Origin of the sequence: Sulfitobacter sp. DSM 110093, assembly GCF_022788715.1 — a bacterium.
GTDB lineage: Bacteria > Pseudomonadota > Alphaproteobacteria > Rhodobacterales > Rhodobacteraceae > Sulfitobacter.
Map to the genome: position 1 here is coordinate 1,289,169 of NZ_CP085167.1, position 25,205 is coordinate 1,314,373.

Here is a 25,205-nt window from a genome sequence, read left to right on the forward strand (position 1 = left end):
GCGCGCCGGTGCCGCGCAGTTCAGGGGGCGGAGTTTTCCGACAGTTGCGCCATTACCGCAGCGGCCTGCGTGGCGGTGTCGCTGAGCGCAGCGCGGTCTTCGCCGGGGAAGAAGCGCGCGCGGGTGGCGGTTGGCATCGCATCGGGCGTAAGGATATGCACGCGGGGGCCGATCTGCGCGGTTTCAACCTGCCAAGAGGTCGCCAGTGCGATCTGCGCGGCCTTGGTGGCCCCGTAGCTGCCGAAGAATTTCGTACCAGCGCGCGGATCGTCAAAGAAGACCGCCATGCCATCGGCCCCCAAAAGCGGCGAGACGAAGGTGATCAGCCGCGCGGTGGCGGTGACGTTTCCGGCGATGGATTTCTCCATATCCTTGGCGTCGATGTGATCGGTCGGCGTCAGCGGAGCGGCATGGATCGCGCAATGCAGCCAAAGGTCGAGCCCGCCCCAGCGGTCATGGATGCCCCGGCACAGCACGGCCATTGCATCGGCGTTGGTGATGTCCATCGGGGCCAGTGTGGTGCTGCCGCCCTTGGCTTGGATACGGTCATCCAGCTCTTCCAGCGCGCCGGTCGTGCGACCGACCGCGATGATGTGATGGGTGGGGGCCAAGGCCTCTGCCAATGCGGCGCCAAGGCCGCGCGATGCGCCGGTGATCAATGCTGTCTTGCTCATGCCCGCGATGTGCACTGCCCCGCGCGGCAGGTCAAGAGGCGCGGTGTCGCGCCTCCTTGGAGGTGTTAGCTTTGCGGCAAGCGCAGCACCTTGTTACCGCGACGGCTGGACAGCACCAGCGCGCCTTGCCCAATCGCCGCGACAACGCCACCTGCGACCTGATCGCCTACGCCAACGCGGGAAATCTTGCCGCCGCCTTCGCGGATCAGGGCGCCGGGCGTCGTTTCACTGCCGAAGATGCCAATCAGCGCGGTGCTGGAAAGATCGGCTTTTTCAGTCGCCAGATCGGTGACTTTCTTAGGGGTCGGGGTCCCAGTGCTCGCCATGATGTGCCTTTCGCCTGTGATTGCGTTTCGCGCGGCAGTCCCCCGCGCTAGAAGGCCGTCAGCTAACGCCTGCCGCAGTGCAGCGGAAGGGGGCGAAAGCGGCGTGCGCAGGGTTCTGCCAGATCGTCGGCAAAGGGGCGCCGACGATGCATGGTGTAACGTTGCGACCTTTCGGAAGGCTTAACTTGGCCTAACCGACAAAGGCTTTTTCAACGACGAAATGTTGGGGATCGGAATTGGCACCCTCGGTCAGACCATAGCCTTCGAGAATCTCCATAATATCCTTGTTGAAGCCCAGACTGCCGCAGACCATGGCGCGGTCATGAGTGGCGTTGATCTGCGGAACGTCCAGATCTGCAAATACCGTTCCATCCTGCAAAAGGTGCGTGATGCGGCCCATCTTGGGGCTCTCTTCGCGGGTGGTGGTCGGATAATAGCGAATCTTGGCAAGGTTGTCGGTGCCGATCAACTCTTGCATCAGCTCGTCGGCCTTCAGCCCTTCGATCAACTGGCGGCCATACTCCAGTTCCGCCACATCGCGGCAGGTGTGGGTGACGATGACTTCATCAAATTTTTCGTATGTCTCAGGCTCGCGCAGCAGGCTGGCGAAAGGGGCAAAGCCGGTGCCGGTGGCGAACATCCACAGCCGGTCGCCGGGCAGCAGCGCGTCATGGACCAGCGTGCCCACGGGCTTGGGCCGCAGAATGATCTGATCGCCGGGTTGGATGTGCTGTAGCTTTGAGGTCAGCGGTCCATCTTGCACTTTGATCGAGTAGAACTCCAACTCATCATCCCAAGCGGGGGAGGCGATGGAATAGGCGCGCAACAGCGGCTTTTGCTTGCCCGTCTCGGGGTGCGGGTCGCCCATCAGACCGATCATCACAAACTCACCTGAGCGGAAGCGCAGGCTGGCTGGGCGGCTGACCCGGAACGAAAATAGCTGCTCGGACCAATGGGTGACCGAAGTCACGGTCTGGGCGTCCGGCAATGTCGGGACGGGCTTGGCGGCGGTTTGGTTCACTGTGCTTTGCTCGGTCATATTGGTTTCCGCAAATCGGATTGCGGCCTCTACTTATGGCATGAAGGGGGTAAGGGCAATCATCGCGCCTTTAGGTCAGCCGCGCAGGCGGGCCTGATAGTTGTGGGCCTCCCAATCGGCACGGGCCAGCCACTGGTTTTCAGGCTGGCGGGCAGCGAGATCGTCGTCAATCTCTACCTCGTCGAAACCTGCCCGGCGGGCCATGGCATATTGGTCGGCCAGCACATGTCCCTTGGCGCGCAAACGGCCCGTATAGCCGCGCAGGCGCAAAACGCGGGCGATGGTAAAGCCGCGCCCGTCCGCGAACGACGGAAAGTCGACGCGGATCATCTCAAGCGCCGGGGCGAGCGTGAGGGCATGGGCATCGGCGTCCGAGCCGAGATCGACGGCGCGGCAATCATTCGCCGCACCATCCTCGCAATAGCCATGGGTCCAGTCGTCGGCGGTGAAACCTGTGTCGGTTACGAGTACGCTCATGTTTTGTCTCCTGTTCGGACCATTTTGCCGTTCACAAAATGGATGCCGCATTCTTCCTTGTTCTGATCGCGCCAGCGCCCAGCACGTGGGTCTTCGCCCGGTGCGACAGGCGAGGTGCAGGGCGCGCAGCCCATCGACGGGTAGCCCTTGGCCACCAGCGGATGCCGGGGCAGGCGGTTCTCGGTGATGTAATCGGCCACATCCGAGGTTGCCCAGTAGGCCAGCGGGTTCACCTTGATGCGCGGCGCGGTGCCGTCTTTGGGGATCTCCACCTCAAAGAAGTCCAGCGTCGCGCGGCTGCCCGATTGAAAGCGTTTGCGCCCGGTGATCCAGCCGTCATGGCCCGCAAGCGCATGTTGAAGCGGGCGGGTTTTGCGCAGGGCACAGCAAGCGTCGGTGTCATATTGATGCAGCGTGCCATCGGGATCCTGCGCTGCGATCTCATCGCTGCGCAGGGTGGTGACCTTGCGCAGTCCAAGGCGCTCGCTCAGCTCCTGCTGATAGACCAGCGTTTCAGCAAAAAGCATCTCAGTGTCGATAAAGAGCACCGGGATATCCCGCGACACCATTGAGGCAAGGTGCAAGAGCGCCACCGATTCCGCGCCAAAGCTTGAGACGAGGGTGAGGTTCTCGATCTCGGCATAGGCGCGGCGGATGACATCCGTCGCCCCGTGGTGGCGCAGGTCCGCGTTGAGCCGTGCTACTTTTTCCTCGACCGCGCGCAGCCCCTCGGGGGGCGGCGCATCGGTATTTGAGAAAGGATGAAGTTCAGGGGTGTCAAGCGGCATTGGCCCGGTCCTTATTGGCCGTCTCGGGGTAGAGCACCGCTTTGAAAGGCGCGAGGCCGAGGCGGCGGTAGGCTTGCAAGAAGGTCTCTGCAGGATCGTTGCGCAGGTCGAGGTAGCCCAGAACAAGGCGTTCGATGGCCGGAATGATCTCCTCGGCTGAGAAGCCGGGGCCAGTGCGGGTGCCAAGACTCGCATCCTCGGTGCCATCGCCGCCGAGGGTGATCTGGTAGTTCTCCACGCCCGCGCGGTCGAGGCCGAGGATCCCGATGTGGCCCACGTGGTGGTGGCCGCAGGCGTTGATGCAGCCCGAGATCTTGATCTTGAGCGGGCCCACATCATGCTCCAGTTTCAGCTCATCGAAACGGGTGGCGATTTCTTGGGCGATGGGGATCGAGCGGGCGGTGGCCAGCGCGCAATAGTCCATGCCGGGGCAAGCGATGATGTCTGAGATCAGGCCGATGTTGGCGGTGGCCAGCTTGGCCTCTTTCAGGGCGGCATGCAGTTCGGGCAGATCGCTGCGGTGTACGTGGGGCAGGATCACGTTTTGCTCGTGGCTGATGCGCAGCTCGTCATGGCCAAAGCGGCGGGCAAGGTCGGCCATCACGCGCATTTGGTCTGCTGTGGCATCGCCCGGTGTGGCGCCGTGGGCCTTGAGGCTGATCGATACGATGGCATAGCCCGGCGCGCGGTGATCGGCGAGGTTGGTGTCGGCCCACGCGCGGAAGACGGGATCGTTGGTATAGGCAGACTCGTAGGCCTCGAGGGAGGCGGTTTTGAACTCGGGTGCTGCGAAATCGGATTCGATTCGCGACAGCACTTGTTGATCCACGCCGGTGAATTGGCTGCGGATCAGCGCGTATTGCGCGTCGACGCGGGCGCGGATGTCTTCGATGCCGTTTTCGTGCACGGTGATCTTGATCCGCGCTTTATATTTGTTATCGCGGCGGCCCAGCACGTTGTAGACGCTGACGATGGCTTCCAGTGTGGGCAGCAGGTCGTCGGCACTGACGAAATCATAGAGCACCTTGCCGATCATTGGGGTGCGGCCAAGGCCGCCACCGACGATGACTTCGAAACCCTGTTCGCCATCACGTTCGACGATGCGCAGGCCGATGTCATGGGCTTTGATCACCGCACGGTCGGCGGCGGCGCCGGTGACGGCCACCTTGAACTTGCGCGGCAGGAACTGGAACTCCGGGTGGTCGGTGGACCACTGGCGGATCAACTCGGCCACGGGGCGGGGATCGGCGACTTCATCGGCGGCGGCACCGGCGAAATGGTCGGCGGTCACGTTGCGGATCGTATTGCCGGAGGTTTGGATGGCGTGCAGGTTCACCTCGGCCAGCGCGTCGAGCATATCGGGGACGTCGCGCAGTTCTGGCCAGTTGTACTGGATGTTCTGGCGCGTGGTGAAGTGGCCGTAGCCCTTGTCCCATTTCTCAGCGATGAAAGCGAGCTTGTCCATCTGTGCGCTGCTGAGCGTGCCATAGGGGATCGCCACCCGCAGCATATAGGCGTGCAGTTGCAGGTAGAGGCCGTTCATCAGGCGCAGGGGTTTGAACTCATCCTCGGTGAGCGAACCGTCGATGCGGCGCTCGACTTGGGCGCGGAACTGGGCGTTGCGCTCTGCGAGGAATTTGTCGTCGAATTCGGTATAGCTATACATCACAGGGTCTCCTGTTTGCCGTGGGCGTAGTTCGACGGGCCTTTGGCACGGAACTCTTCGCGGAAATGTGTGGGCTTGGGGCCGCCGGCCTCGGGGGCCACATCGGCGAGGTAGACGCCGACGACCAGATCCTGCTGGCTCAACGCGTCGATCATGCGCAGGTCAGCGTCGGCCTCATCGGTCAGCACTTCGGCCTCGGAAAGGCTGCGGGTCCAGCCGGTGGCGGTTTGGTAGACAACGTCGCCTTCGAGCAGCGCATTGGCGGTGATGACCTTGGGGGTGAAAGGCTTGGGCATATCAGGCCAGCTCCTCTAGCGGGGTTTGGGTGGCAGCTTGGACGGCGGCGCGCGGGGCGAGGCCGTAGAAGGTGAGCGCGGGGCCGGTCATTTCGGCATCGGCCAGATCGCGCGGCAGATCGTTGAGCGTGGTGGACAGCACCCGCTGATCGGCGCGCGAGGCGTTTTCGATCACGGTGACGGGCGTGGCCCGGTCGGCGCCGTGCATCAGCAGGCGGCCTTGGACGAAACGGGCGGATTTCTTGCCCATATAGATCGCGGCGACCTCATTCGGGCGGGCGAGCGCGGCCCAATCGTGATCGGCGAAGCCTTTCATGTCATGCCCGGTCAGGAAGCGAACCGAGGCATTGCGGCCCCGTTTGGTCAGGCTTTGACCGATGCCCGCCACGGCGGCGGAGGCAGCGGTGATGCCGGGCACGATGTGCCAGCCGATGCCATGGGCGTCGACCGCGTCGATCTCTTCGTCCAGCCGGCCAAAGACGGTGGCATCGCCCGATTTCAGCCGCACGACCTGTGCGCCGCTTCGGGCGTGCTCGACCAGCAGGGCGTTGATGTGATCTTGGGCGGTGGAGGGGCCGAAACCCTCTTTGCCCACGTCGATCATCAACGCTTCGCGGCGGGCGAGTTCGAGGATTTCCGGGCTGATCAGACGGTCGTAGATCACCACATCAGCTTCATCCAGCGCACGGCGGGCTTTGAGGGTCAGCAGTTCTGGATCGCCGGGGCCGCCGCCAACGAAAGCCACATGGCCGTCGCGGGCTTCGCGGGCGAGGTGGGTCTGCAGCAGGTCTTTCAGCGCCGGGCGCACGGTATCCTTGCCTTCGGCCATAGCGCGGGGGCCAGTGGCGAAGTAATACTCACGCCAGAAATCGCGACGCGCGCGGCCCATGGGCAGGGCATCGGCCAGCATGCGGAAACCTTTGCCGATCCGTGCGAGCGGGCCGAGGGTGACGGGCAGACGCTCTTCCAGATCGGCTTTGATGGCGCGGGCCAGCACCGGGGCGGCGCCTTCGGTGCCGATGGCCACGGTCACCGGGTCACGGTCGACGATGGCGGGGGTGATGAACTGGCTATCATGCAGGTTGTCGACGATGTTCACCAATACGCCCGCCGCGCGGGCAAGGGCTGCATTCTCGGCATCGAGCGCATCATTTTCATCCGCCGCATAGAACAGCAGCGCACCTGCCAGGTCGGCTGCAGTGAGCGCGCGACGGTGCAGGGTCAGCTTGCCCGTCGCCTGCCATTCGACAAGCTCTGGCGCGGGGTCGGGCGCAAAGATATGCAGCGCGGCTTTGGTCTTCATCAGCAGGCGCAACTTGGCCAGCGCCGCTTCGCCGCCGCCGGAAAGGAGGATCTTTTGCTCGCTCGTGGCGAGGAAGATGGGAAAGTGATCCATGATGCGCCCTGTATTCTGTTTGACGTGACCTCTTATATAGGAAATATTCCCGATAATTGGCTAGTTGCTGGCGCAGATAAGAACATGTGTTCGCTATGGCTGTTGGTTGAGTATGAACGTCCTGCCGGGACGAGAGAGAAGAGAATGACTGTCCGAATTGATGAGACCGACCGGAAGATTTTGGCGCAGCTGCAACGGGATGCGAGCCAATCGCTGGACGATATCGCCCGCGAAGTGGGCTCTTCGAAGACGCCGGTGTGGAATCGGATTCGCAAGCTGCGGGAGGCCGGGGTGATCGGGCAACAGACCGTGGTACTGGATTCCGAAGCGCTTGGGTTTGAAGCCTGCTTTTTCGTGTTGATCCGCACCTCGGAGCATGAGGCGGCTTGGCAAGCGGCGTTTCTGAAGGCGCTACAGGACCGGCCCGAGGTGCAAGAGGCGCACCGGCTGGCGGGGGATATCGACTATATCCTAAAGGTGCGGGTAAAGAACGCGCGGGCCTATGACGTGTTCTATCAGGCGCTGATTTCAGAGGTGAAGGTGCACAACGTGACGGCGCTGTTGTCGATGGAAGAGATCAAATCGACGACGATGCTGCCGTTGTAAGAACGCGGGGCGGCGCATCACTGGCCGCCCCGGTTGTTTTAGGACTGTGCGAGCGCTGCCACAATGGGCGTGAAATCTTCGGCCTTCAGGCTGGCCCCGCCGACAAGCGCGCCGTCGACGTTTTCGACCGCGAAAATCTCAGCAGCATTCGCGGCTTTGACCGAGCCGCCGTAAAGCAGGGGCAGGGCGTTGCCGATCTCAGCGCCGAAACGGTCGATCAAGCGGGCACGCATGAAATCATGCACCTCTTCGATCTGCGCAATGCTGGGTACTTTGCCAGTGCCGATCGCCCAGATCGGTTCATAGGCGATTACGGTGTTTTCCGCATCAACCGCATCGGGAAGGGAACCGTCGAGTTGGCCACCGATGATGTCAAGCGTTTGGTCGGCATCGCGTTCGGCTTCGCTTTCGCCGATGCAGACAATGGCGGTCAGCCCAGCAGCCCAGGCCGCGCAGGTCTTGGCCTGCACGTCGGCGTCGGTTTCACGATGGGCATCGCGGCGCTCAGAATGGCCAAGGATGACGTGGGTCGCGCCGCTGTCAGCGACCATCGTGGCGGAGATATCACCGGTATAAGCGCCTGCGCCTTCCGTATGGCAATCCTGCGCGCCGATTTGGATCGGGCTGCCGTGGGTGGCGTCAGTGGCGCGGAACAGCAGGGTGCTGGGCGGGCAGATCACGACCTGTGGCGGGTTTTCGGGCAGGCCTGTGGCAAGGCTGTGAAGCTCTGCCAAAGAGGCGGCTGTGCCGTTCATCTTCCAATTACCAGCGGCGATTTTGGGGCGCATCGGATCCGTCCTGATCTGTTGATATTGCTAGATCAGTTCGCAGGCCGGCAGCCTTTCGTCAAGGCCGTGGGCCTGTCGGGTGCGATTACTTCACGCCCAAGCTTTCGTCGAACTTGATGGATTCGCCGCAACCGCAGGCTTCGGTCACATTGGGATTTCGGAACTTGAAGCCGGACTCGAGCAGCGTTGTCTCATAGTCGATTTCGGTGCCAAAAAGGAACATCTGCGCCATCGGCGCGATCATCACGCGCGCGCCGTCCTGCTCGACCACCTCATCGTTGGGATCGGTCGCTTCGACGTAATCCATGGTGTATTCCATGCCTGCGCAGCCGCCTTTTTTGACGCCAATGCGTAGCCCTGCATGGCCCGCCGATTGCATTAGCTTTGCAATCTGGCCAGCGGCTTTGGGGGTCATGGTGACGGCTTGCTTGCCGGGAATGCCAAACATGTCAAATACTCCTATGCGGCCAAGATAGGGGTGCGGGGCGGCGATCTCAAGCCGTCAGAAGGAATTCATTGCAGCCTTGGTGGCAAAGGCTGCGATAAGCGCCCAACCAAAGGACGCCAGCGTGCCGATGATCACATATTCGCTGATCTTTTGGTTCTGTTTCACCGTGTCAAAGCGCAGGATCGACTTTGCGGCGATCAGAAAGCCGATGCCCGCAGGTTCGCCGATTAGAACCATCAAAAAAATCAGCGCCCGTTCCAGCAGTCCGATGATCCGCCCCGCATTTTCAAGGCCATCGGGCTGGGCCCGCGCTTTGTGGGGGAGCATCAGGCCACCCACCGCTGGCCCGCCTGCAAGGGTGGCGGTGATCAGCCCCGCGGCAAAGAGGGCTGGTGGCACAAGGCTGGCGCTGTGTTCGCCCCAGATGCCGCTGGCGAAAGCGTCAGGTGCGTAAAGAGCAAGGGCCGCGATGCTGAGAAGATGGGTGGCCTGATCTGTGAGATAGGGCCAGAGCCGCTCACGTTGTTGGGTGGGCACGGCGTGGGTCTTGACCGTATCGATACCGACATGAGCAAGGGCAAGCAGCGCCGCGAGCGTGAGGCTGCCACCAAGCGCCAGCGCCGTCAGGGAAAAGACGATCAGCCCATGTGCGAATAACACTTGCGGTTTGCGCTTAGCTGCAACCATTGCGTTGGTCTGAAACACAAAATCCGCCAGCAGATGCGCGAGCAGGCAAGCGAGGGCGGTAGCGATGGCCTGTTCGGTCATGGGTGTCCCGACTGTTGGTGTGAATGGCTATTTGAAAAGCCGGAGAGTGCTAAAGCAAGAGGCTACTTCCTGAGGGATACAGGCCTATTTGGCTGTAATTTACGATAACAGCCTTAAATGGCTGTTTCTTGTTTTTCCAAGATATCAAAGACCTCATGCAATTCATCGACCCCAGCTGCCTCCACATGGCCCTGGACGCTTTGCTGGGTCAGATCGAACTGCTGCGCCAGACGCGCCTGTGAGGGGGGCTCGGGCGCGAGCATGAAATAGGCAACATCGGCTTGGCGCATGGTCCAACCGCGAACAATCCGGTCGGCGAGGGGGAGCGCACTGCGCAGGGGCAGCGGTGCATCCGGCGCGTGCATGCGTCGCGCACGGGGCATGGTATCAAGCGCATAACCGGACTGGATCAACGCAGGCCCATCCGCGCTAGAGAGATCATTGCCCGCAAAATTGGCCTCACCAATCCCGATGCCAAAACGTGTGTCAGCGGTCTTGCCACAGCGGCGCACGGCAGCGCGCAGCACAAGAGCGGCACGTAGGCAGAGGCGGGGAGATACGGCCATTTGCCAACCATCACCGCGAAAACGGGTCATGCGGGCGGGCTGGCTCTGCCAATCGGCCAGAACCTCGGCGGTTTCCTCAAGTCGGGCAAAAACCGTATCCAGTTCCGTGCGGGACATCGCGGTGGATTTGACGATATCGCCGGTAAAAATTGCCCAAGTTTCCATGGCTTGCCCCTTGTTTCCCGCAATGTCGCAGGAAGGGGAAACCCATGCAAGCCCAGCCAAAGAGAAGGGCCGCCCGGTGAGGGGCGGCCCAGCATGGCAGTCCGAGGCGTGAAGCGGATCAGAGGCCCATGCAGTTGGCGTAATAGGTCACGGTCGCGGGCCAGTCAGAGAAGACACCGGCCACGCCCACGTCTTGGGCCAGCACATCCAGCGCCACCAGATAGTCGCTATCGTCTTTCACAACATCGCTGATCGATTGGAAGTACCAGCCGCCACCGGAGGCAAGCGGGCCAGAGCGTTCCAGCGTCCATGCGATCAGGGTCAGACCCGCTTCTTTTGCGGCCATGGCATAGTCAGAGCCCGCAATTGCGCCGTCCTTGTTGGTCATCAGCATATTCAGCGATGGAGCGAGGTAATTTACGCCCTTGGCTTTCAGATCGGCGAAATCTTCTTTCCATGTTTCTGGGTTTTGCTCATCAAAACCATCGGACCATTCAACCAGATAGACGGCCTGCTTGCCGAATTCGGGCGTGTTCTCAACCCAGTAGAGCACATCGTCGAGGTTGAAAGACTGCGGCCAGACGTCGGAGGCGGGGATGCCTGCGGCGACATATTCATCCACCAGCTTCTGCGCGTAGTCTTCCTGAGAGAAACCGTCATGGGGCATCTCTACGGAGGGGGATTTAAGCTCTGGCGTGAATTTAGCACCGAGGGATTTGAACAACTCGATCGATTCCGCATGGGTCATCAACTCGGCTTTGTCGCTGTAAAGCTCGGTGCGGAAGTTGGCGACGCCACCCTGATAATCTTCGGCGGTGGTGGCTGTGTTATCTGCGCTGTCCATCTTGGGCGTTAGGGTGCGGAACTCAGCCAAGGTGATGTCAGAGGCGCGGCACTCAGCGCTGGCTGGCGTGTCGCCCGACGCGGCGGTGAAGCCGGTGGTGCATTTCTCGGCCAGATCGGAGACGAGAATGTTCGTGGTGGTGTGCAGATCGTTCTGCGCGTGACGGCAGACCAGCTCGTGATCGGCAGTAAAGGTCACGTCGCATTCCAAAATGCCTGCGCCCATCCGCGCGGCGGCGACGTTGGATTGCACGGTATGTTCGGGGAACATCAGCGGCGCGCCGCGGTGGCCGATGGAGAAATCGGACTTGGAGGCATCTTGGCCCATGCAGGAGGCAAGCTTGTCCTTCAGATCGCCGTCGGGCAGCTTATCGATAAGATAGGCCGGGCGGGGGCCGTATTCGACCGGTGTCGCGGTGGCGTGGGCCTCGGCCAGCGCCATGCCGGGCGCAAGGGCAAGAGCGGCGAGAGAAACAAGTGTACGCATAATGATGTCCGTTCGTGAATGAAGTTCTGGGGCTTCTATGGGCGCCCCTTGTAACGGTTTCACGACGGTCTGATGTCAGTCAAATGAACTATGCGCCGGGGATGCATTCGGCGGGAAGTGGCCAAAAGAAAACGCCGCCAATGTCCTGCATTGACGACGTTTTTTGTTCACTCTGCGGAACGGTTGCTTACATGAAGCCCAGTTCGAGGCGGGCTTCGTCGGACATCATGTCCATGCCCCAAGGCGGTTCCCAAACAAGGGCCACATCGACCTGCTTGACCCCCGCAATGGGTTCAACAGCGTCGGCAACCCAACCTGGCATCTCACCCGCCACAGGGCAGCCCGGCGCAGTCAGCGACATCTTGATGTCGACTTCATTCTCGTCATTGATGTCGATGGTATAGATCAGGCCCAGTTCGTAGATATTCACCGGGATCTCAGGGTCATAGACCGTGCGACAAGCCTCGACGATCTGCTCATAGAGCGGGTGATCGGTGGAAGAGGGCGCAATCAGCGGCGTCCCTTCAAGCGGTTGGGTCTGTTCGGTCATCTCTCGCCTCGCATCATTCTCGACATTTTATATAGGGATAGGGACGCGGGCCGTAAAGTGCGCGCGGCGCTGCGGCTAAGGCAGCGCCATCCCATTACCCCGTTTTACGCCGCCGCGCTGGCTGCGGTTTCACGCGGGCTTCGATCTCATCATAGACCTTACCGACGATATCCTTGCTCGTTGCCTTCTCGATCCCCTCAAAACCGGGGGAGGAGTTGACCTCTAGCACTTTCGGTCCGGTTTCCGAGCGTAGCAGGTCGACCCCGGCGATGCCAAGGCCAAAGGCCCGCGCGGCGCGCACGGCGGTGTCGCGTTCCTCTTTCGAGATGCGCACGACTTTGGCCGAACCGCCCCGGTGCAGGTTCGAGCGGAAATCGCCATCGGCCCCGGTGCGCTTCATGGAGGCGACGACCTTACCGGCGACCACGAGGCAGCGGATATCTTCGCCGGCGGCTTCCTTGACGAAATCCTGCACGAGGAAGTTGGCGCGCAGGCCCCGGAAGGCGTCGATCACACTCTCGGCGGCCTTTTTGGTCTCGGCCAGCACGACGCCCTTGCCTTGGGTCGATTCCAGCAGCTTTACGATCAGCGGTGCGGTGCCCACCAAAGCCATCAGGTTTGAAGTGTCCTTGGGCGAGGCGGCGAAAGCGGTGGTCGGCATGCCGATCTTTTTCGCAGCCAAGACCTGATGCGCGTGCAGCTTGTCACGGCTGGCGGTGATGCCGGCAGAGCCGTTGACGCAATAGGTGCCGATCGTCTCGAACTGGCGGATCACGGCGGTGCCATAGGGGGTGATCGACGCGCCGATGCGCGGGATCACGGCGTCATAACGGGGCAGGCGCTTGCCGTCGTAATGCACTTCGGGGGCCAGTTGGTTGATCGCCATATAGCAGCGCGTGGTGTCGATGACCTCAACCACATGGCCGCGTGCTTCGCCAACCTCGACCAGACGGCGGGTTGAGTAGTTATCTTCACGACTCAAAACGGCGATGCGCAGCGCGCGCTGTGGCGCAGTGTGGCGCAGGCTCGCGGTGTGGTAGACGTCATAGTTCAGGTCCGGCTGCAAACGCCGCTCGGTCGCGGAGATGTTGATATGCTCGGTCAGGGCCTGACGGCCCAGCAACATGCGGCTGGTCATGCTTGCCCGGTTGGTCAGGGTCACGTCGATGGGCCAGCTTTGGCCGTTCACTTCAATCGTGGTCGCGATCACGAAACGATGCTCGGATTCACCGTTGGAAGAGGTCACCTCGCGCCGGTCGATGAGCGGAGCAGAGCAGGTGATGGAGATATCGTCGCGCCCCGAGATCGGATGCACGTTAAAACGCACTTTGGGTTTTGACGCAGGGCCGAAAACCTCGATGTCATGAGCATGCAGCGCCGAAGTGCGCGCGCCAGTGTCCACCTTGGCTTTGATTGCGGGCAGGCCGAGATCGGGCAGGGCGACCCATTCTTCCCAGCCAAATGTGAGTTTTTCCATTACCTGCTCCTTGGGTCATTGGTCTGCCTGCCTAACCTGCGGCAGGGATCGCTTCAAGCGGTGCTGTGTTACGGTTTGCCCATATCTGCAGGCGCGGGGGGCAACATGCGGACGTCGTCTTCTTTCTCCATCCGCGCCGCAGCGGCGAGGAGCTCTTCGCGCACCCGGCATTCGATATCCCAGAATGTCGCCGCGTTGTCGGTGGGCAGTTCAAAGCGCACCTTGATGCCGAATGCGTCTTGCTCAAGCACATGGACCTTGGCCTTGTCCATCGGTTTGACGTCATTGGGGTCTTCGCGGGCCAGAATGTCAAAGAACACACGGCGCAGGGCGGCTACATCAGCATTCTGCGAAAGGGTCAGGATGATGGGGCGGACCATGGCGTGATTTTCAATTGACCAGTTTTCAAAGGCGTCAGAGACGAAATAGCTAACCGGCACAATCAGACGCGTGCCGTTCCAGTTCAGCAGTTGTACATAGGTGAAATGGATTTGTTCTACTGTGCAGAAATGCCCCTCAAAGATCAGCTGATCGCCGATCCGGGCCGAGCGGTTCAGCGCGATCTGGATAGAGGCGAGGATATTGCCCAGAACCTCACGCGCGGCGAAACCCAGAACGATGGTCACCGCACCAGCAGAGGCCAGCAGTGACAGGCCAATGGTGTTGTCTGCGTTGCTCGAGACAAGGATTACGCCAGAGGCCACCAGCACGGCGATCACGATCACCCCTTTGCGGGCGGCAGCGATCGTGGTGGCGATAGAGCGCATATGCGCGTTCATCGGATCGGCCAGTTCATAGGCGTTATTGGGGCTGATCCGGTCGAAAATTTCGTCAAAGGTAAAGACGATGGCGAGGGTGGCAGCAGTCACATAGGCAATCAGCAAGATCGGGCTCAGCACGGCGTCGATAAAACCAGATACGACTAAGACTCGGCTGGTGGCCGTGCCAATAATCGCGGCGCAGAGCACAATGGCGGCAGGCCAGCGGAAGGAACGCAATACAAAACGCATCCAGCGGCGCTTGGCCACTTCGCACAGACGACGCATGAGGCCAAAGGCGAACCAACCTGCGGTCAAGGCCACCACCAACAGCAGCGGCAGAAACAGCACTTCCCACAGATACATGCCCCAAAATGCCCGTATCCGAAGCCAATCGGGCAACATCGTTTCAATGTCCGTCGGCCCGTACTGGCCGTGAAGGTGGGGAATGTTATCAACGCTTTGCCGCGAGAAGACCCAGACAGGTTCAGCATCTTCGCCCGGTTTGATCCGGTTCAGCCGCAGGGGCACGTCGTGGCCACCAAGCTCCAAGCGGTCAATTAGCAGCGACCGTCGCACCCGCCCCGTGTCATTATCCTCGGCAGAGCCAGAGAGCCACCCGTCGGGCCGATCCGCCAGCCTGCGCCATGGCACGACGACCTTTCGTTCCATCAAGACCGACAGTTGAAAGGCGCGCTCTGCACCAATTACCGCTTGCTCGGATTGAGGCAGGTCCGATAGGTCCAAAATATGAGCCGCACTGGAGTAGTGGCCGTTGTCGGTTAGGTAGATAAAACTCTCAAGCGCGGCCATGGGGGTGCCGCGATCCAATATTCCGGGCGCGGGCGGTAGGCCGGGGTTCAGTTCGTTCGTTTGAAACCATCCCTCCTGTGCCTGACCCGTGGCAGCGCCGGAAAGCAGAGCCAGCGCCAGCACAAGTGCCCCCGTAAGACGAGGAACCACAGACGCAAAAGCGCGTAGGAGTATGGCAAGCCGCTGCATGAATAGGGCAATGTAGCGGGGGTTTGCGCAAATCAAGGCTGCGCCGCCGTTTTGAATGGGTTCAGTTCTCGTTGATGTCGCGGGTCACGATCCGCGCCCCGCTAGATTGACGTTTGAACAATACGCGCAGCGCCATCCATGCGACCAGTGATAGAACAGCGAAAACCGCCAGCAGCAGCGCGACATTGCCGGGTGCCCAAAATGCCACGACCAATGCCATCGCCAAGGCGCCAAGGGCAAAGCCTAAGAAGATCGAGCCGGGAAGCAGCAACTCAACCACGCCAAGCGCCAATGCGGCGCAGACCCAGACCCACCAAAGTGTTAACCAAGCGGCCATCAGCCTTTGCCCTTAAGCAATTTGAACGCATCGCCAAAGGCTTCCAGTGCCTGCGCAGGAACCACAATGGTTTGAGTGCCCGACCCTTTGCCCATGGCGTTAAGGGCATCCACTTGTTTCAGGGCGATCTGATACTGCGCCGCCTCCAGCCCGTTTTCATTGATCGCGGTGGCCACGACCTGTGTGGCATAGGCCTCGGCATCGGCCAGAATGCGCCGCGCCTTGGCGGTCTGCTCCGAGGCATAAAGCTCGGCCTCGGCGGCAAGTTCAACGGCGCGCTTGCTGCCCTCGGCCTCGGTCACCTGCGCACGGCGGGCGCGTTCGGCGTTAAGCTGCTGCATCATTGCGGCGCGGGTTGCGGCATCAAGGTTCACATCAAGGATCTCGGCACGGGTGACTTCGATGCCCCAACTGTCGACCGCATCTTCGACACTGGCCTTTATCGTGGTAATAAGCTGGCTGCGGTTGGCCTGCACCTCGTCCAGATCCATCTTGCCGATCTCGGCCCGAACAATCCCGGCGACGGTGGTGGAAATGGCGCTGTCCACGTTGCGGATGCGGTAAACGGTCTTTTCCGGCTCGGTGATGCGGTAAAAGACGGATGTGTCGACCTGCACAAGCACGTTGTCGCGGGTGATCGCATCTTGGCTGGCAGTGGGCAACTGACGCTCAAGGATCGAGATTTTATGCGCCACATGATCGATAAACGGCACGATCATATTGATCCCCGGACCCAAGACCGCGCGCAAACGGCCAAAGCGTTCAATCACATGCTGCTCGGATTGTGGTACGATCTTTACTGATTTGAGGATCAGGATAACGACCAGCAGCGCCAGCAAAAGCCAAGCAAGGTTGTTCTCAAGCAGGCTGATCAGCATGTCTTCGATGTTCAAGATAATGGTCCTTTGACAGCTATAACTTTGTGCAATTCCCTGTATTTTACATTTATTGCATGTTTCACGCCACTGGTTTATCGCCCCAGTCGCAGCCAGAGAGGGCCAGAGTATGACCAGCACCGGATTCACCAAACACGCGCAGGACGGCAAGGCACGCAGCGGCGTGATCCAGACCGCGCGGGGCGACATTCGCACGCCGGCGTTCATGCCCGTGGGCACCGCGGCGACGGTCAAGGCGATGATGCCCGAAAGCGTGGCCTCGACGGGTGCGGATATCCTGTTGGGCAACACCTATCACCTGATGCTGCGCCCCACGGCAGAGCGGATCGCAAAGCTTGGTGGGCTGCATAAGTTCATGAATTGGGACAAGCCGATCCTGACCGATAGCGGCGGTTTTCAGGTGATGAGCCTTGCCGGGTTGCGCAAGCTGACCGAACGCGGTGTAACCTTCAAAAGCCATATCGACGGCTCCAAGCACGAAATCACGCCTGAACGCTCGATGGAGATCCAAGAGCTTTTGGGCTCCGACATCGTCATGTGTTTCGACGAATGCCCCGCACTGCCTGCTGATCGCGACCGTATCGCCAGCAGCATGCGCATGTCGATGCGGTGGGCCAAGCGCAGCCGCGAGGCGTTTGGGGACCGTCCGGGGCATATGCTTTTCGGTATTCAGCAGGGCGGACTTGAAGAAGACTTCCGCAAAGAAAGCGCCGAGGCGCTGCGCGAGATCGGCTTTGACGGCTATGCCGTCGGCGGGCTGGCCGTGGGGGAGGGGCAGGAGGCGATGTTCTCCACCCTCGATTTTTCGACCGACATGCTGCCAGAGGACAAGCCGCGCTACCTGATGGGCGTGGGCAAGCCGGATGACATTGTCGGTGCCGTAGCGCGGGGCATTGATATGATGGACTGCGTGTTGCCCAGCCGGTCGGGCCGGACGGGGCAGGTGTTTACCCGGATGGGCGTGCTCAACATCAAGAACGCACGCCACATGGACGATCCGCGCCCCTTGGATGAGAATTGCAGTTGCCCGGCCTGCCAGAACTATTCGCGGGCCTATCTGCACCATGTCTTCCGCAGCCAAGAGATCATCTCGTCGATGCTGCTGACATGGCACAACCTGCAATATTACCAAGACATCATGGCGGGCATGCGCGAGGCCATCGCGGCGGGGCGGTTTACCCAGTGGCAGGCCGACTTCCACGCAGGGCGCGCGCAGGGCGATATCGACCCGCTCTAGGGGCAGGGCGGCGGCGTATTCTCACGCGAAATTGTGCTGACGGTCCTTGCTGCATTGCGGCAGGGTCTTAGGTGCCTTTGCACAGCCTAATGCAAGGAAAGGCCCGAGTATGACCGAGAAGCTATTTACCCCCTTCACCGCCGGTGAGATTGTGGCCGACAACCGTCTGGTGATGGCCCCGTTGACCCGCAACCGTGCAGATAACGAGACTGGTGAAGTTTCGGACATGCATGTGGATTATTACCGCCAACGCGCCGGTGCGGGTATTATTATCACCGAAGCCACCCAGATCAGCCCCGAGGGCAAAGGGTACTTCCAAACCCCCGGCATCCATACCGAAGGCCAAGTCGCCGCATGGCGCAAAGTGACCGACGCCGTGCATTCCGAAGGCGGGCGCATCGTGATCCAACTGTGGCATGTGGGCCGGATCAGCCATACATCGCTACAGCCCGACGGCGACAAACCTGTCGCACCCTCGGCGATTGCTGCGGATGTGAAAACCTTCACCGCCAACGGCTTTGAAGACACCTCAGAGCCGCGCGCGCTGGATTTGGATGAGATGCCGCGTCTGGTCGCGGACTATGCCCATGCCGCTGAAATGGCAAAGAAAGCCGGTTTCGACGGGGTCGAGGTGCATGGGGCCAATGGCTACCTGTTGGATCAATTCCTGAAAACCGGAAGCAACAAACGCGATGATGCTTATGGTGGTAGTGTGGAGAACCGCGCGCGGTTGCTGTTCGACGTGCTGGATGCCGTGACAAAGGTCTGGGGCGGCGAACGTGTGGGGCTGCGGCTTTCGCCATTCTCCCCCGCCAATGGGATCGAAGACGCCAACCCGCAAGAGACGTTTGAGTATGTCGTCAAATGGCTAAACCGCTACAACCTGTCCTATCTGCACCTCGTCGAAGGTGCGACAGGTGGCTCGCGTGAGCTGGACGAAGGCCAAAGCATCGCCAAACTACGCGCACTGTTTGATGGGCCGTATATGGCCAACAACGGATATGACCGCGAAATGGCGCTTGATGCGGTGGCCAATGACAAAGCTGATCTGATCGCCGTGGGTCGCCCCTTTATCGCCAACCCCGATCTGCCGCGCCGCTGGCAGATGAATGGTCCGCTTAACGAAGGCGACACCGATACTTACTACGGTGGTGGGCGCGAGGGCTTTACCGATTACCCGGCGCTGGAACAGGTGAAAGCCTGAGCCCACAAGGGGTGCCCGCGCGGGCACCCTTTGGCAAAGATGCGCGGGAATGGCTTAAAATCAGCCAATCCCGCGCTTGCCTCCACCTCGCCAAACCGCGATGATGGCGGCTTAAAACCCCGCAAGGGATTGAAACAGGCGGGCGGGATGCACACATGTCCTGTCCAGAAAAGGGGATGTCAGAGGCCGCCTATAACAGGGGCCCGGATGTCTTGCTAAGATAAGGAATTGAGCATGTTAGAGCCACTGAACGCATCTTACCCGGTGCTTCCGCTGCGCGACATCGTCGTGTTTCCCCACATGATCGTGCCGCTTTTCGTTGGCCGCGAAAAATCCGTCCGCGCCCTTGAAGAGGTGATGGCAGACGACAAACAAATCCTGCTGTCGAGCCAGATCGACCCCGCCGAGGATGATCCCGACACCGCTGGTATCTATAAGGCCGGTGTGCTGGCCAACGTGCTGCAACTGCTGAAACTGCCCGATGGCACCGTCAAGGTGTTGGTCGAAGGTCAGGCGCGCGTGCGCATCACTGAATACCTTGAGAACGACAATTTCTTTGAGGCCCGCGCCGAGTATCTGACAGAGATGCCGGGCGATGCGGCCACCACACAGGCGCTGCTGCGCACTGTGGCGGATGAGTTCGAGCGCTACGCCAAGGTCAAGAAGAACGTCCCCGAAGAAGCGCTCGCCGCCGTTGGCGAAAGCGCCGAACCTGCACGTCTGGCCGATCTCGTGGCCGGGCACCTCGGCATCGAGGTTGAGCAAAAGCAGGACCTGCTGGAGACGCTGAGCATCTCTGAGCGGCTTGAGAAGGTTTATGGTCTGATGCAGGGCGAAATGTCCGTGCTGCAGGTCGAGAAGAAGATCAAGACCCGCGTCAAATCCCAGATGGAGCGCACACAGCGCGAGTACTATCTGAATGAGCAAATGAAGGCTATTCAGCAGGAACTGGGTGACGGCGAAGACGGCAAGAACGAAGTGGCCGAACTCGAAGCCCGTGTCGCTGAGACCAAGCTGAGCAAGGAAGCCCGCGAAAAGGCCGATGCGGAGATCAAAAAGCTCAAGAACATGAGCCCGATGTCTGCCGAAGCCACCGTTGTGCGCAACTATCTTGACTGGATGCTGTCGATCCCATGGGGCGTGAAATCCCGCGTTAAGAAAGATTTGGGCAAGGCGCAGAAGGTGCTGGATGACGACCACTATGGCCTTGAGAAGGTCAAGGAGCGGATCGTCGAATATTTGGCAGTGCAGCAGCGCTCGACCAAGATGAAAGGCCCGATCATGTGCCTCGTCGGCCCTCCGGGCGTCGGTAAGACGTCGTTGGGCAAGTCGGTCGCCAAAGCCACGGGACGCGAGTTCATTCGCATCTCGCTGGGTGGTGTGCGTGACGAATCCGAGATCCGGGGACACCGCCGGACCTACATCGGCTCCATGCCCGGCAAGATCATTCAGGCGCTGAAAAAGGCGAAAACCACGAACCCGCTCATCCTGCTCGACGAGATCGACAAGATGGGGCAGGATTTCCGTGGCGATCCGGCCTCGGCGATGCTCGAAGTGCTTGATCCGGAACAGAACGGCACCTTCGTCGACCACTACTTGGAGGTGGAATACGATCTGTCGAACGTGATGTTCCTGACCACGTCGAACAGCTACAACATGCCCGGGCCGCTTCTGGACCGGATGGAGATCATCCCGCTCTCGGGCTACACCGAGGACGAAAAGCGCGAGATCGCCAAGCAGCATTTGGTGGCCAAACAGGTAAAGAACCACGCCCTGAAAGAGAAGGAGTTCAAGATCGAAGACTCCGCTCTGACCGGCATGATCCGTTACTACACCCGTGAGGCCGGCGTGCGGAACCTTGAGCGTGAGATTGCCAAGGTGGCGCGGAAGTCGCTGACCAAGATTGTGAAAAAGGAAGCTGAGAACGTCACCGTGACCGGCGACAACCTCGAAGACTTCCTTGGCGTGCGGAAACACCGCTACGGTCTGGCCGAAGAAAAAGATCAGATCGGTGTCGTGACCGGGCTGGCCTATACCTCCGTGGGTGGCGAGCTGCTGCAAATCGAAGCGCTGCGCCTGCCGGGCAAGGGCCGGATGAAAACCACCGGTAAGCTGGGCGATGTGATGAAGGAAAGCATCGATGCGGCCAGCTCCTATGTCCGTTCGATCTCTCCGCAGATTGGGATCAAGCCGCCGAAGTTCGACACGTTGGATATCCACGTGCACGTGCCCGACGGTGCGACACCCAAGGACGGCCCCTCGGCCGGTTTGGCGATGGTGACCTCGATCGTGTCGGTTCTGACGCAGATCCCCGTGCGGCGTGACATTGCCATGACAGGTGAGGTTTCACTGCGTGGTAACGCGATGCCAATCGGCGGCCTGAAGGAAAAGCTCCTCGCGGCCCTGCGCGGCGGTATCACCACGGTGCTGATCCCGCAGGAGAACGAGAAAGACCTGCCGGACATCCCGGACAATGTCAAAGAAGGGCTGACCATCATCCCGGTGAACCACGTATCGGAAGTGTTGGAACATGCGCTGGTGAGCAAGCCGAAGGCGATTGAGTGGGACGAAGCGGCCCAAGAAGCCGCCGAAGCCGCCGCGATAAAAGCCCGCGCCGGTGGCATGGATGTGACCACCACGCATTGAGCTCTTGCCCTTGCTGAAAGATAAAAACGCGCGCCTTCAGGGGCGCGCGTTTCTCGTTGGGGCAGGGGGTGCCAAACCCTTTCACTAGGGTTGTTTTTTGCGCAAACCCCTCTTGCATGCACCGCCGCAATTAGCTACTTCGCCCCGCAAGGGTGATTAGCTCAGTGGTAGAGCGCTTCGTTCACATCGAAGATGTCAGGAGTTCAAATCTCTTATCACCCACCATTCCTTTTTCTGACCTGATCGTTCACACCTTCACCGACCCCCGTCGTTTCCTGCGCGGGGCTGGTCCTTATCGGGTCAACTGCCCTATACCATGGGTGAAAATGGCGGAGCGCATATGTCAGTACACCCGAAAATCTGGTTCCTTTGCCACGGTCAGACCGAGTGGAACCGCGCCTTTCGCTTGCAGGGGCATCTTGATTCCCCGCTGACCGCACAAGGTATTGCAGAGGCCGAGCAGCAGGCCCGGCTGATGGGCCCAATCCTTGCGCAGAATCCAGATATCCTTGTGTCACCGCTGGGCCGTGCACAGCAGACTGCGCGTATCGCGCTGAATGGTGCATCCTACCGTGACGATCCGCGTTTGATGGAGATTCATGCCGGGGAGTGGCAGGGCCTGTCCCGCGATGAGATTTTTGCAGCGCATCCAGTCCTAGCCGACCGCGATCCGGCCCCCTTGGACATCTACGGCGCCGCCCCAGGTGGGGAAGGGGTCGCCGCTTTTCGCGCCCGCATTCAAGAGGTGCTGAACGGTTTGACCGCGCCGACGGTACTGGTCGCCCACGGCCTTTGGGGGCAGGTATTGCGCGCTGAGGTTTGTGGCCTTGATCTGGCCGATGCCGGGCGGCTCAGCAACCGGCAGGGTTGTGTTTATCTGTTGGAAGATGGCAGCGAGACCATCTTGGATACCCCTGCATGAGCCGCTATCCGACCCTCTATATCTTGCGGCACGGAGAAACGGAGTGGAACCTAGCCAACCGGCTTCAAGGGCATTTCGATTCTCCCCTGACCGAAACGGGCCGCGCGCAGGCTGTGGCGCAGAACGCGATTCTGCAGCGCTGCGATTTATCTGGTTTTGCTGCTCGGAGCAGTCCGCAGGGGCGGGCACTGACCACGGCGCAAATCGCGCTGGCGGGGATGGGTATTGAGGTCGGAACGGATGCGCGCCTTGGTGAGATCGGAATCGGCAATTGGGCAGGCGAAGAACGTGAGACTTTGTTGCGACAGACCCCTGCTGCGCGTGATTCCTATGATCTGTACGAATATGCCCCCGAAGGCGAAGGATTTGCTGCCCTGCACCAGCGTTGCCGTGCCTTTCTCGACAGTTTGACTGGTCCGCATGTGCTGGTGACACACGGCATCACCTCGCGCATGTTGCGGCTTATTTTATTGGGCCAAAGCCCTGCCAACTTGCGCGATATGCAAGGCGGGCAGGGGGTGGTTTTCTGCCTTGAGCACGGTCAGCAAAAAAGGCTGACATTATAGGGTTGAAGCCCGCCCCCACCTTGCGCTATGAGGTCCAAGTCGGGTCGTTAGCTCAGTTGGTAGAGCGCTTCGTTTACACCGAAGATGTCGGGAGTTCGAGCCTCTCACGACCCACCATTCTTCCCCCTCGCTGCGTTTTGATTGGTCCGGTGCCAAAGTGGCAGGCCCGCCAGACGCCCGTCCGCTTCGCGGCCAGTTTAGGTCGGGAGTTCGAGCTTCTCACGAGTCGCGCCCTTGCATCATTGGGGGCTTTGAGGCGTTTTCACGGGAGCCTGCGCTGCTTAGTTCGGTATCGTAAACCCGTCTTTCACAGGATCACCGCCCCGCTTCAACGCTCCAAACTCTCACTGTATCCAACGACATATCCAACAACGCGAAAATTTCGCATTTTCCGCGAAACCGCGCTTGACGGCAGAGCGGGCTCACCATAGAACAGCCAAACGCTTCGGGGTGACCCGGAGAGTGCAGCGGGCGGTTGTAGCTCAGATGGTTAGAGTACCGGCCTGTCACGCCGGGGGTCGCGGGTTCGAGCCCCGTCAACCGCGCCACCGCTGCCTGAAAAGGGGACCTCTTTGAGGTCTCTTTTTTCGTTTCATAACCTTTCAAAAACCGTCGCAGAATTTCTTTTCACGAAGGCGAATTTTCTCACTCTATTGCGCTTGACGCCCCCAGCCGCTTGGCCTATTCCGCCCACATCGCGCGGTTGTAGCTCAGCTGGTTAGAGTACCGGCCTGTCACGCCGGGGGTCGCGGGTTCGAGCCCCGTCAACCGCGCCACTTTCTCCTTTTCATAGTAGACATACACTGTGACCAATGCGGTCGCAGCGGTGCTATGTGCCGGGGTTCTGGCGCTTCCTGTTGGAGGTGGTTTGGCGACCGGGCAGGCCCGATCGCCATATGGTTTAGGTCAGCGCATCAAGGATGCGAGCCCAAGACCGGATGCCTTTGTGAAAGCTCTCCATATCGTACTTTTCATTCGGCGAGTGGATTTGATCGTCGTCTTTGCCAAAGCCGACCAGCATCGGCTCTGTGCCGAGGATCTTTTGAAAATGCCCCGCAATCGGGATCGAGCCACCGCAGCCGATATAAGCTGCTGGAACCTGCCATTCATCGCTCAGCGCTTTGCGCGCGGGTTCAAACATCGGATTGTCGATCTCAACGCCGGACGCTTGGCTCGCGCCGTGGCCTGAGAATTCCACCGTGCAATCTTCGGGCAGCATCTCGGCCACCATCTTGCGGAAGTTCTCGCGGATGGCGAGCGGGTCTTGGGTGCCGACAAGGCGAAAGCTGATCTTGGCGTGTGCCTCAGAGGGCAAGACCGTCTTGAAGCCGTCACCGGTATAGCCACCCCAGATGCCGTTCACCTCACAGGTGGGGCGCGACCAGATCATCTCAAGCGGCGTGCGGTCCTGCTCACCTGCGGGCTTGCTAAGGCCCACGTCACCAAGAAAGGCGGCATGGTCAAAGGCCAGCCCCTGCCACTGCGCTTCGAGATCTTCGGGCAGGTCCGGCACGCCGTCATAGAAACCGGGAATGGTAATGCGGCCCTCGTCATCATGCAGCGATCCGATCACCTTGCTGAGCGCACGGATTGGGTTCATCGCGATGCCGCCGTACATGCCTGAGTGCAGGTCTTTCGACGGGGCAGTGACGGTGAGTTCTTCGCCCAAAAGCCCGCGCAGCATGGTGACGATGGCGGGCGTCTTGGATTCGAACAGCCCGGTGTCGCAGATCATCGCCACATCGGCTTTCAACTCCTCGGCGTTCTCCTCCATGAACGGGACGAGCGAGGGCGAGCCGGATTCTTCTTCGCCCTCAAGGAAGAAAGTAATGCGGCAGGGCCAATCGCCCTTCACCTCTTTCCACGCGCGCAGGGCCTCGATGATGGTCATCAACTGACCTTTGTCATCAGCGGCCCCGCGGCCACGGATCACGCGGCCCTTGGCGGTGTCCTCCACCGCAGGATCGAAGGGGTCACGGTCCCAAAGGTTCAGCGGGTCGACCGGCTGCACGTCATAGTGGCCGTAGAACAGCAGATGAGGCTTGCCTTCACCCACATGTCCCACAACCATCGGATGCCCCGGCGTGGCGCGTTTTTCGGCCTCTACCCCCATGGATTTAAGGTCAGCCACCAGCCAATCCGCCGCCCGGTCACAATCCGCCTTAAACGCCGGATCGGTTGAGATCGACGGGATGCGTAGTAATTCTAGCAGGCGGTCGGTTGCGGCGGGCAGATCATGATCGATCCGGGCGAGAACGTCGTCGAGGGACATGGCTA

25 protein-coding genes and 4 tRNA genes are annotated in these 25,205 nt (G+C 60.5%); 10 read left to right on the plus strand and 19 right to left on the minus strand.

Going from position 1 to position 25,205, the window contains the following annotated elements:
• Positions 1-20: 20 nt before the first annotated feature.
• The 8 genes from DSM110093_RS06225 to cysG all read right to left on the minus strand — a co-directional run bounded on the left by DSM110093_RS06225 (position 21) and on the right by cysG (position 6,662).
• Entirely contained in the window at positions 21-674 is a 654-nt protein-coding gene (locus tag DSM110093_RS06225; RefSeq protein WP_243267175.1) for an SDR family NAD(P)-dependent oxidoreductase, read from the minus strand.
• Between the two features lie 65 nt (positions 675-739).
• On the minus strand, positions 740-1,000 hold the full coding sequence (locus DSM110093_RS06230; RefSeq protein ID WP_243267176.1) for a pilus assembly protein PilP: 261 nt from the start codon (positions 998-1,000) through the stop codon (positions 740-742).
• A 190-nt stretch (positions 1,001-1,190) separates the two neighbouring features.
• Complete coding sequence (locus DSM110093_RS06235) at positions 1,191-2,039, minus strand: ferredoxin--NADP reductase (protein WP_243267177.1); 849 nt, start codon at positions 2,037-2,039, stop codon at positions 1,191-1,193.
• Between the two features lie 75 nt (positions 2,040-2,114).
• Positions 2,115-2,516, minus strand: coding sequence for a DUF934 domain-containing protein (locus tag DSM110093_RS06240; protein WP_243267178.1), 402 nt, complete (start codon positions 2,514-2,516; stop codon positions 2,115-2,117).
• Positions 2,513-3,304, minus strand: coding sequence for a phosphoadenylyl-sulfate reductase (locus DSM110093_RS06245; RefSeq protein ID WP_243267179.1), 792 nt, complete (start codon positions 3,302-3,304; stop codon positions 2,513-2,515). The genes DSM110093_RS06240 and DSM110093_RS06245 overlap by 4 nt, the downstream gene beginning before the upstream one ends.
• On the minus strand, positions 3,294-4,970 hold the full coding sequence (locus tag DSM110093_RS06250) for a nitrite/sulfite reductase (protein WP_243267180.1): 1,677 nt from the start codon (positions 4,968-4,970) through the stop codon (positions 3,294-3,296). Before DSM110093_RS06250 ends, DSM110093_RS06245 begins: the two co-directional genes overlap by 11 nt.
• Positions 4,970-5,266 (minus strand): DUF2849 domain-containing protein, encoded by a 297-nt coding sequence (locus DSM110093_RS06255; protein WP_243267181.1) that lies wholly within the window; start codon positions 5,264-5,266, stop codon positions 4,970-4,972. The genes DSM110093_RS06250 and DSM110093_RS06255 overlap by 1 nt, the downstream gene beginning before the upstream one ends.
• 1 nt (position 5,267) lies before the next feature.
• The gene (cysG, locus tag DSM110093_RS06260) at positions 5,268-6,662 is read right to left on the minus strand and encodes a siroheme synthase CysG (RefSeq protein WP_243267182.1); all 1,395 of its coding nucleotides are present in this window, start codon (positions 6,660-6,662) and stop codon (positions 5,268-5,270) included.
• Positions 6,663-6,806: 144 nt separating this feature from the next.
• Between cysG and DSM110093_RS06265 the strand changes: the two genes are divergently transcribed.
• On the plus strand, positions 6,807-7,268 hold the full coding sequence (locus DSM110093_RS06265) for an Lrp/AsnC family transcriptional regulator (RefSeq protein WP_007120312.1): 462 nt from the start codon (positions 6,807-6,809) through the stop codon (positions 7,266-7,268).
• 38 nt (positions 7,269-7,306) lie between these two features.
• On the opposite strand, the gene tpiA is transcribed toward DSM110093_RS06265, so the two are convergent.
• The 10 genes from tpiA to DSM110093_RS06315 all read right to left on the minus strand — a co-directional run bounded on the left by tpiA (position 7,307) and on the right by DSM110093_RS06315 (position 16,350).
• Positions 7,307-8,056: a triose-phosphate isomerase gene (gene tpiA, locus DSM110093_RS06270; protein WP_243267183.1), complete on the minus strand. Its 750-nt coding sequence runs from the start codon at positions 8,054-8,056 to the stop codon at positions 7,307-7,309.
• 85 nt (positions 8,057-8,141) lie between these two features.
• Positions 8,142-8,504 (minus strand): iron-sulfur cluster assembly accessory protein, encoded by a 363-nt coding sequence (locus tag DSM110093_RS06275; RefSeq protein WP_243267184.1) that lies wholly within the window; start codon positions 8,502-8,504, stop codon positions 8,142-8,144.
• 54 nt (positions 8,505-8,558) lie between these two features.
• On the minus strand, positions 8,559-9,272 hold the full coding sequence (locus DSM110093_RS06280; protein ID WP_243267185.1) for a DUF3307 domain-containing protein: 714 nt from the start codon (positions 9,270-9,272) through the stop codon (positions 8,559-8,561).
• Positions 9,273-9,385: 113 nt separating this feature from the next.
• Positions 9,386-10,003 carry a SatD family protein gene (locus DSM110093_RS06285; RefSeq protein ID WP_243267186.1) on the minus strand — a complete coding sequence of 206 codons (618 nt, stop codon included), beginning with the start codon at positions 10,001-10,003 and terminating at the stop codon, positions 9,386-9,388.
• A 118-nt stretch (positions 10,004-10,121) separates the two neighbouring features.
• Positions 10,122-11,333, minus strand: coding sequence for a glycerophosphodiester phosphodiesterase family protein (locus DSM110093_RS06290; RefSeq protein WP_243267187.1), 1,212 nt, complete (start codon positions 11,331-11,333; stop codon positions 10,122-10,124).
• A 187-nt stretch (positions 11,334-11,520) separates the two neighbouring features.
• Complete coding sequence (locus tag DSM110093_RS06295; RefSeq protein ID WP_093926522.1) at positions 11,521-11,883, minus strand: SUF system Fe-S cluster assembly protein; 363 nt, start codon at positions 11,881-11,883, stop codon at positions 11,521-11,523.
• A gap of 94 nt (positions 11,884-11,977) precedes the next feature.
• On the minus strand, positions 11,978-13,360 hold the full coding sequence (gene rimK / locus DSM110093_RS06300) for a 30S ribosomal protein S6--L-glutamate ligase (RefSeq protein WP_243267188.1): 1,383 nt from the start codon (positions 13,358-13,360) through the stop codon (positions 11,978-11,980).
• A 68-nt stretch (positions 13,361-13,428) separates the two neighbouring features.
• Complete coding sequence (locus tag DSM110093_RS06305) at positions 13,429-15,054, minus strand: mechanosensitive ion channel domain-containing protein (protein WP_243267189.1); 1,626 nt, start codon at positions 15,052-15,054, stop codon at positions 13,429-13,431.
• 127 nt (positions 15,055-15,181) lie between these two features.
• The gene (locus DSM110093_RS06310) at positions 15,182-15,457 is read right to left on the minus strand and encodes a hypothetical protein (protein WP_243262795.1); all 276 of its coding nucleotides are present in this window, start codon (positions 15,455-15,457) and stop codon (positions 15,182-15,184) included.
• Positions 15,457-16,350, minus strand: coding sequence for an SPFH domain-containing protein (locus DSM110093_RS06315; protein ID WP_243267190.1), 894 nt, complete (start codon positions 16,348-16,350; stop codon positions 15,457-15,459). Before DSM110093_RS06315 ends, DSM110093_RS06310 begins: the two co-directional genes overlap by 1 nt.
• Before the next feature lie 112 nt (positions 16,351-16,462).
• Between DSM110093_RS06315 and tgt the strand changes: the two genes are divergently transcribed.
• The 9 genes from tgt (at position 16,463) to DSM110093_RS06360 (ending at position 23,704) form a co-directional block, all read left to right on the plus strand.
• Entirely contained in the window at positions 16,463-17,590 is a 1,128-nt protein-coding gene (gene tgt, locus DSM110093_RS06320; protein WP_243267191.1) for a tRNA guanosine(34) transglycosylase Tgt, read from the plus strand.
• Between the two features lie 109 nt (positions 17,591-17,699).
• Entirely contained in the window at positions 17,700-18,794 is a 1,095-nt protein-coding gene (locus tag DSM110093_RS06325; protein ID WP_243267192.1) for an alkene reductase, read from the plus strand.
• Positions 18,795-19,028: 234 nt separating this feature from the next.
• Positions 19,029-21,440, plus strand: a complete 2,412-nt coding sequence (gene lon / locus DSM110093_RS06330; RefSeq protein ID WP_243267193.1) for an endopeptidase La — start codon at positions 19,029-19,031, stop codon at positions 21,438-21,440.
• Positions 21,441-21,590: 150 nt separating this feature from the next.
• Positions 21,591-21,665, plus strand: a tRNA-Val gene (locus tag DSM110093_RS06335).
• 115 nt (positions 21,666-21,780) lie between these two features.
• Complete coding sequence (locus tag DSM110093_RS06340; protein WP_243267194.1) at positions 21,781-22,362, plus strand: histidine phosphatase family protein; 582 nt, start codon at positions 21,781-21,783, stop codon at positions 22,360-22,362.
• Positions 22,359-22,928 carry a histidine phosphatase family protein gene (locus tag DSM110093_RS06345; RefSeq protein WP_243267195.1) on the plus strand — a complete coding sequence of 190 codons (570 nt, stop codon included), beginning with the start codon at positions 22,359-22,361 and terminating at the stop codon, positions 22,926-22,928. The genes DSM110093_RS06340 and DSM110093_RS06345 overlap by 4 nt, the downstream gene beginning before the upstream one ends.
• Before the next feature lie 41 nt (positions 22,929-22,969).
• Positions 22,970-23,045, plus strand: a tRNA-Val gene (locus tag DSM110093_RS06350).
• Between the two features lie 354 nt (positions 23,046-23,399).
• Positions 23,400-23,476, plus strand: a tRNA-Asp gene (locus DSM110093_RS06355).
• 151 nt (positions 23,477-23,627) lie between these two features.
• Positions 23,628-23,704: transfer RNA gene (locus DSM110093_RS06360), tRNA-Asp, on the plus strand.
• 125 nt (positions 23,705-23,829) lie between these two features.
• Here the strand turns inward: DSM110093_RS06360 and DSM110093_RS06365 are convergent.
• A complete protein-coding gene (locus DSM110093_RS06365) occupies positions 23,830-25,200 on the minus strand; it encodes a M20/M25/M40 family metallo-hydrolase (protein ID WP_243267196.1) in 1,371 nt (456 codons plus the stop codon).
• Between the last annotated feature and the right edge of the window lie 5 nt (positions 25,201-25,205).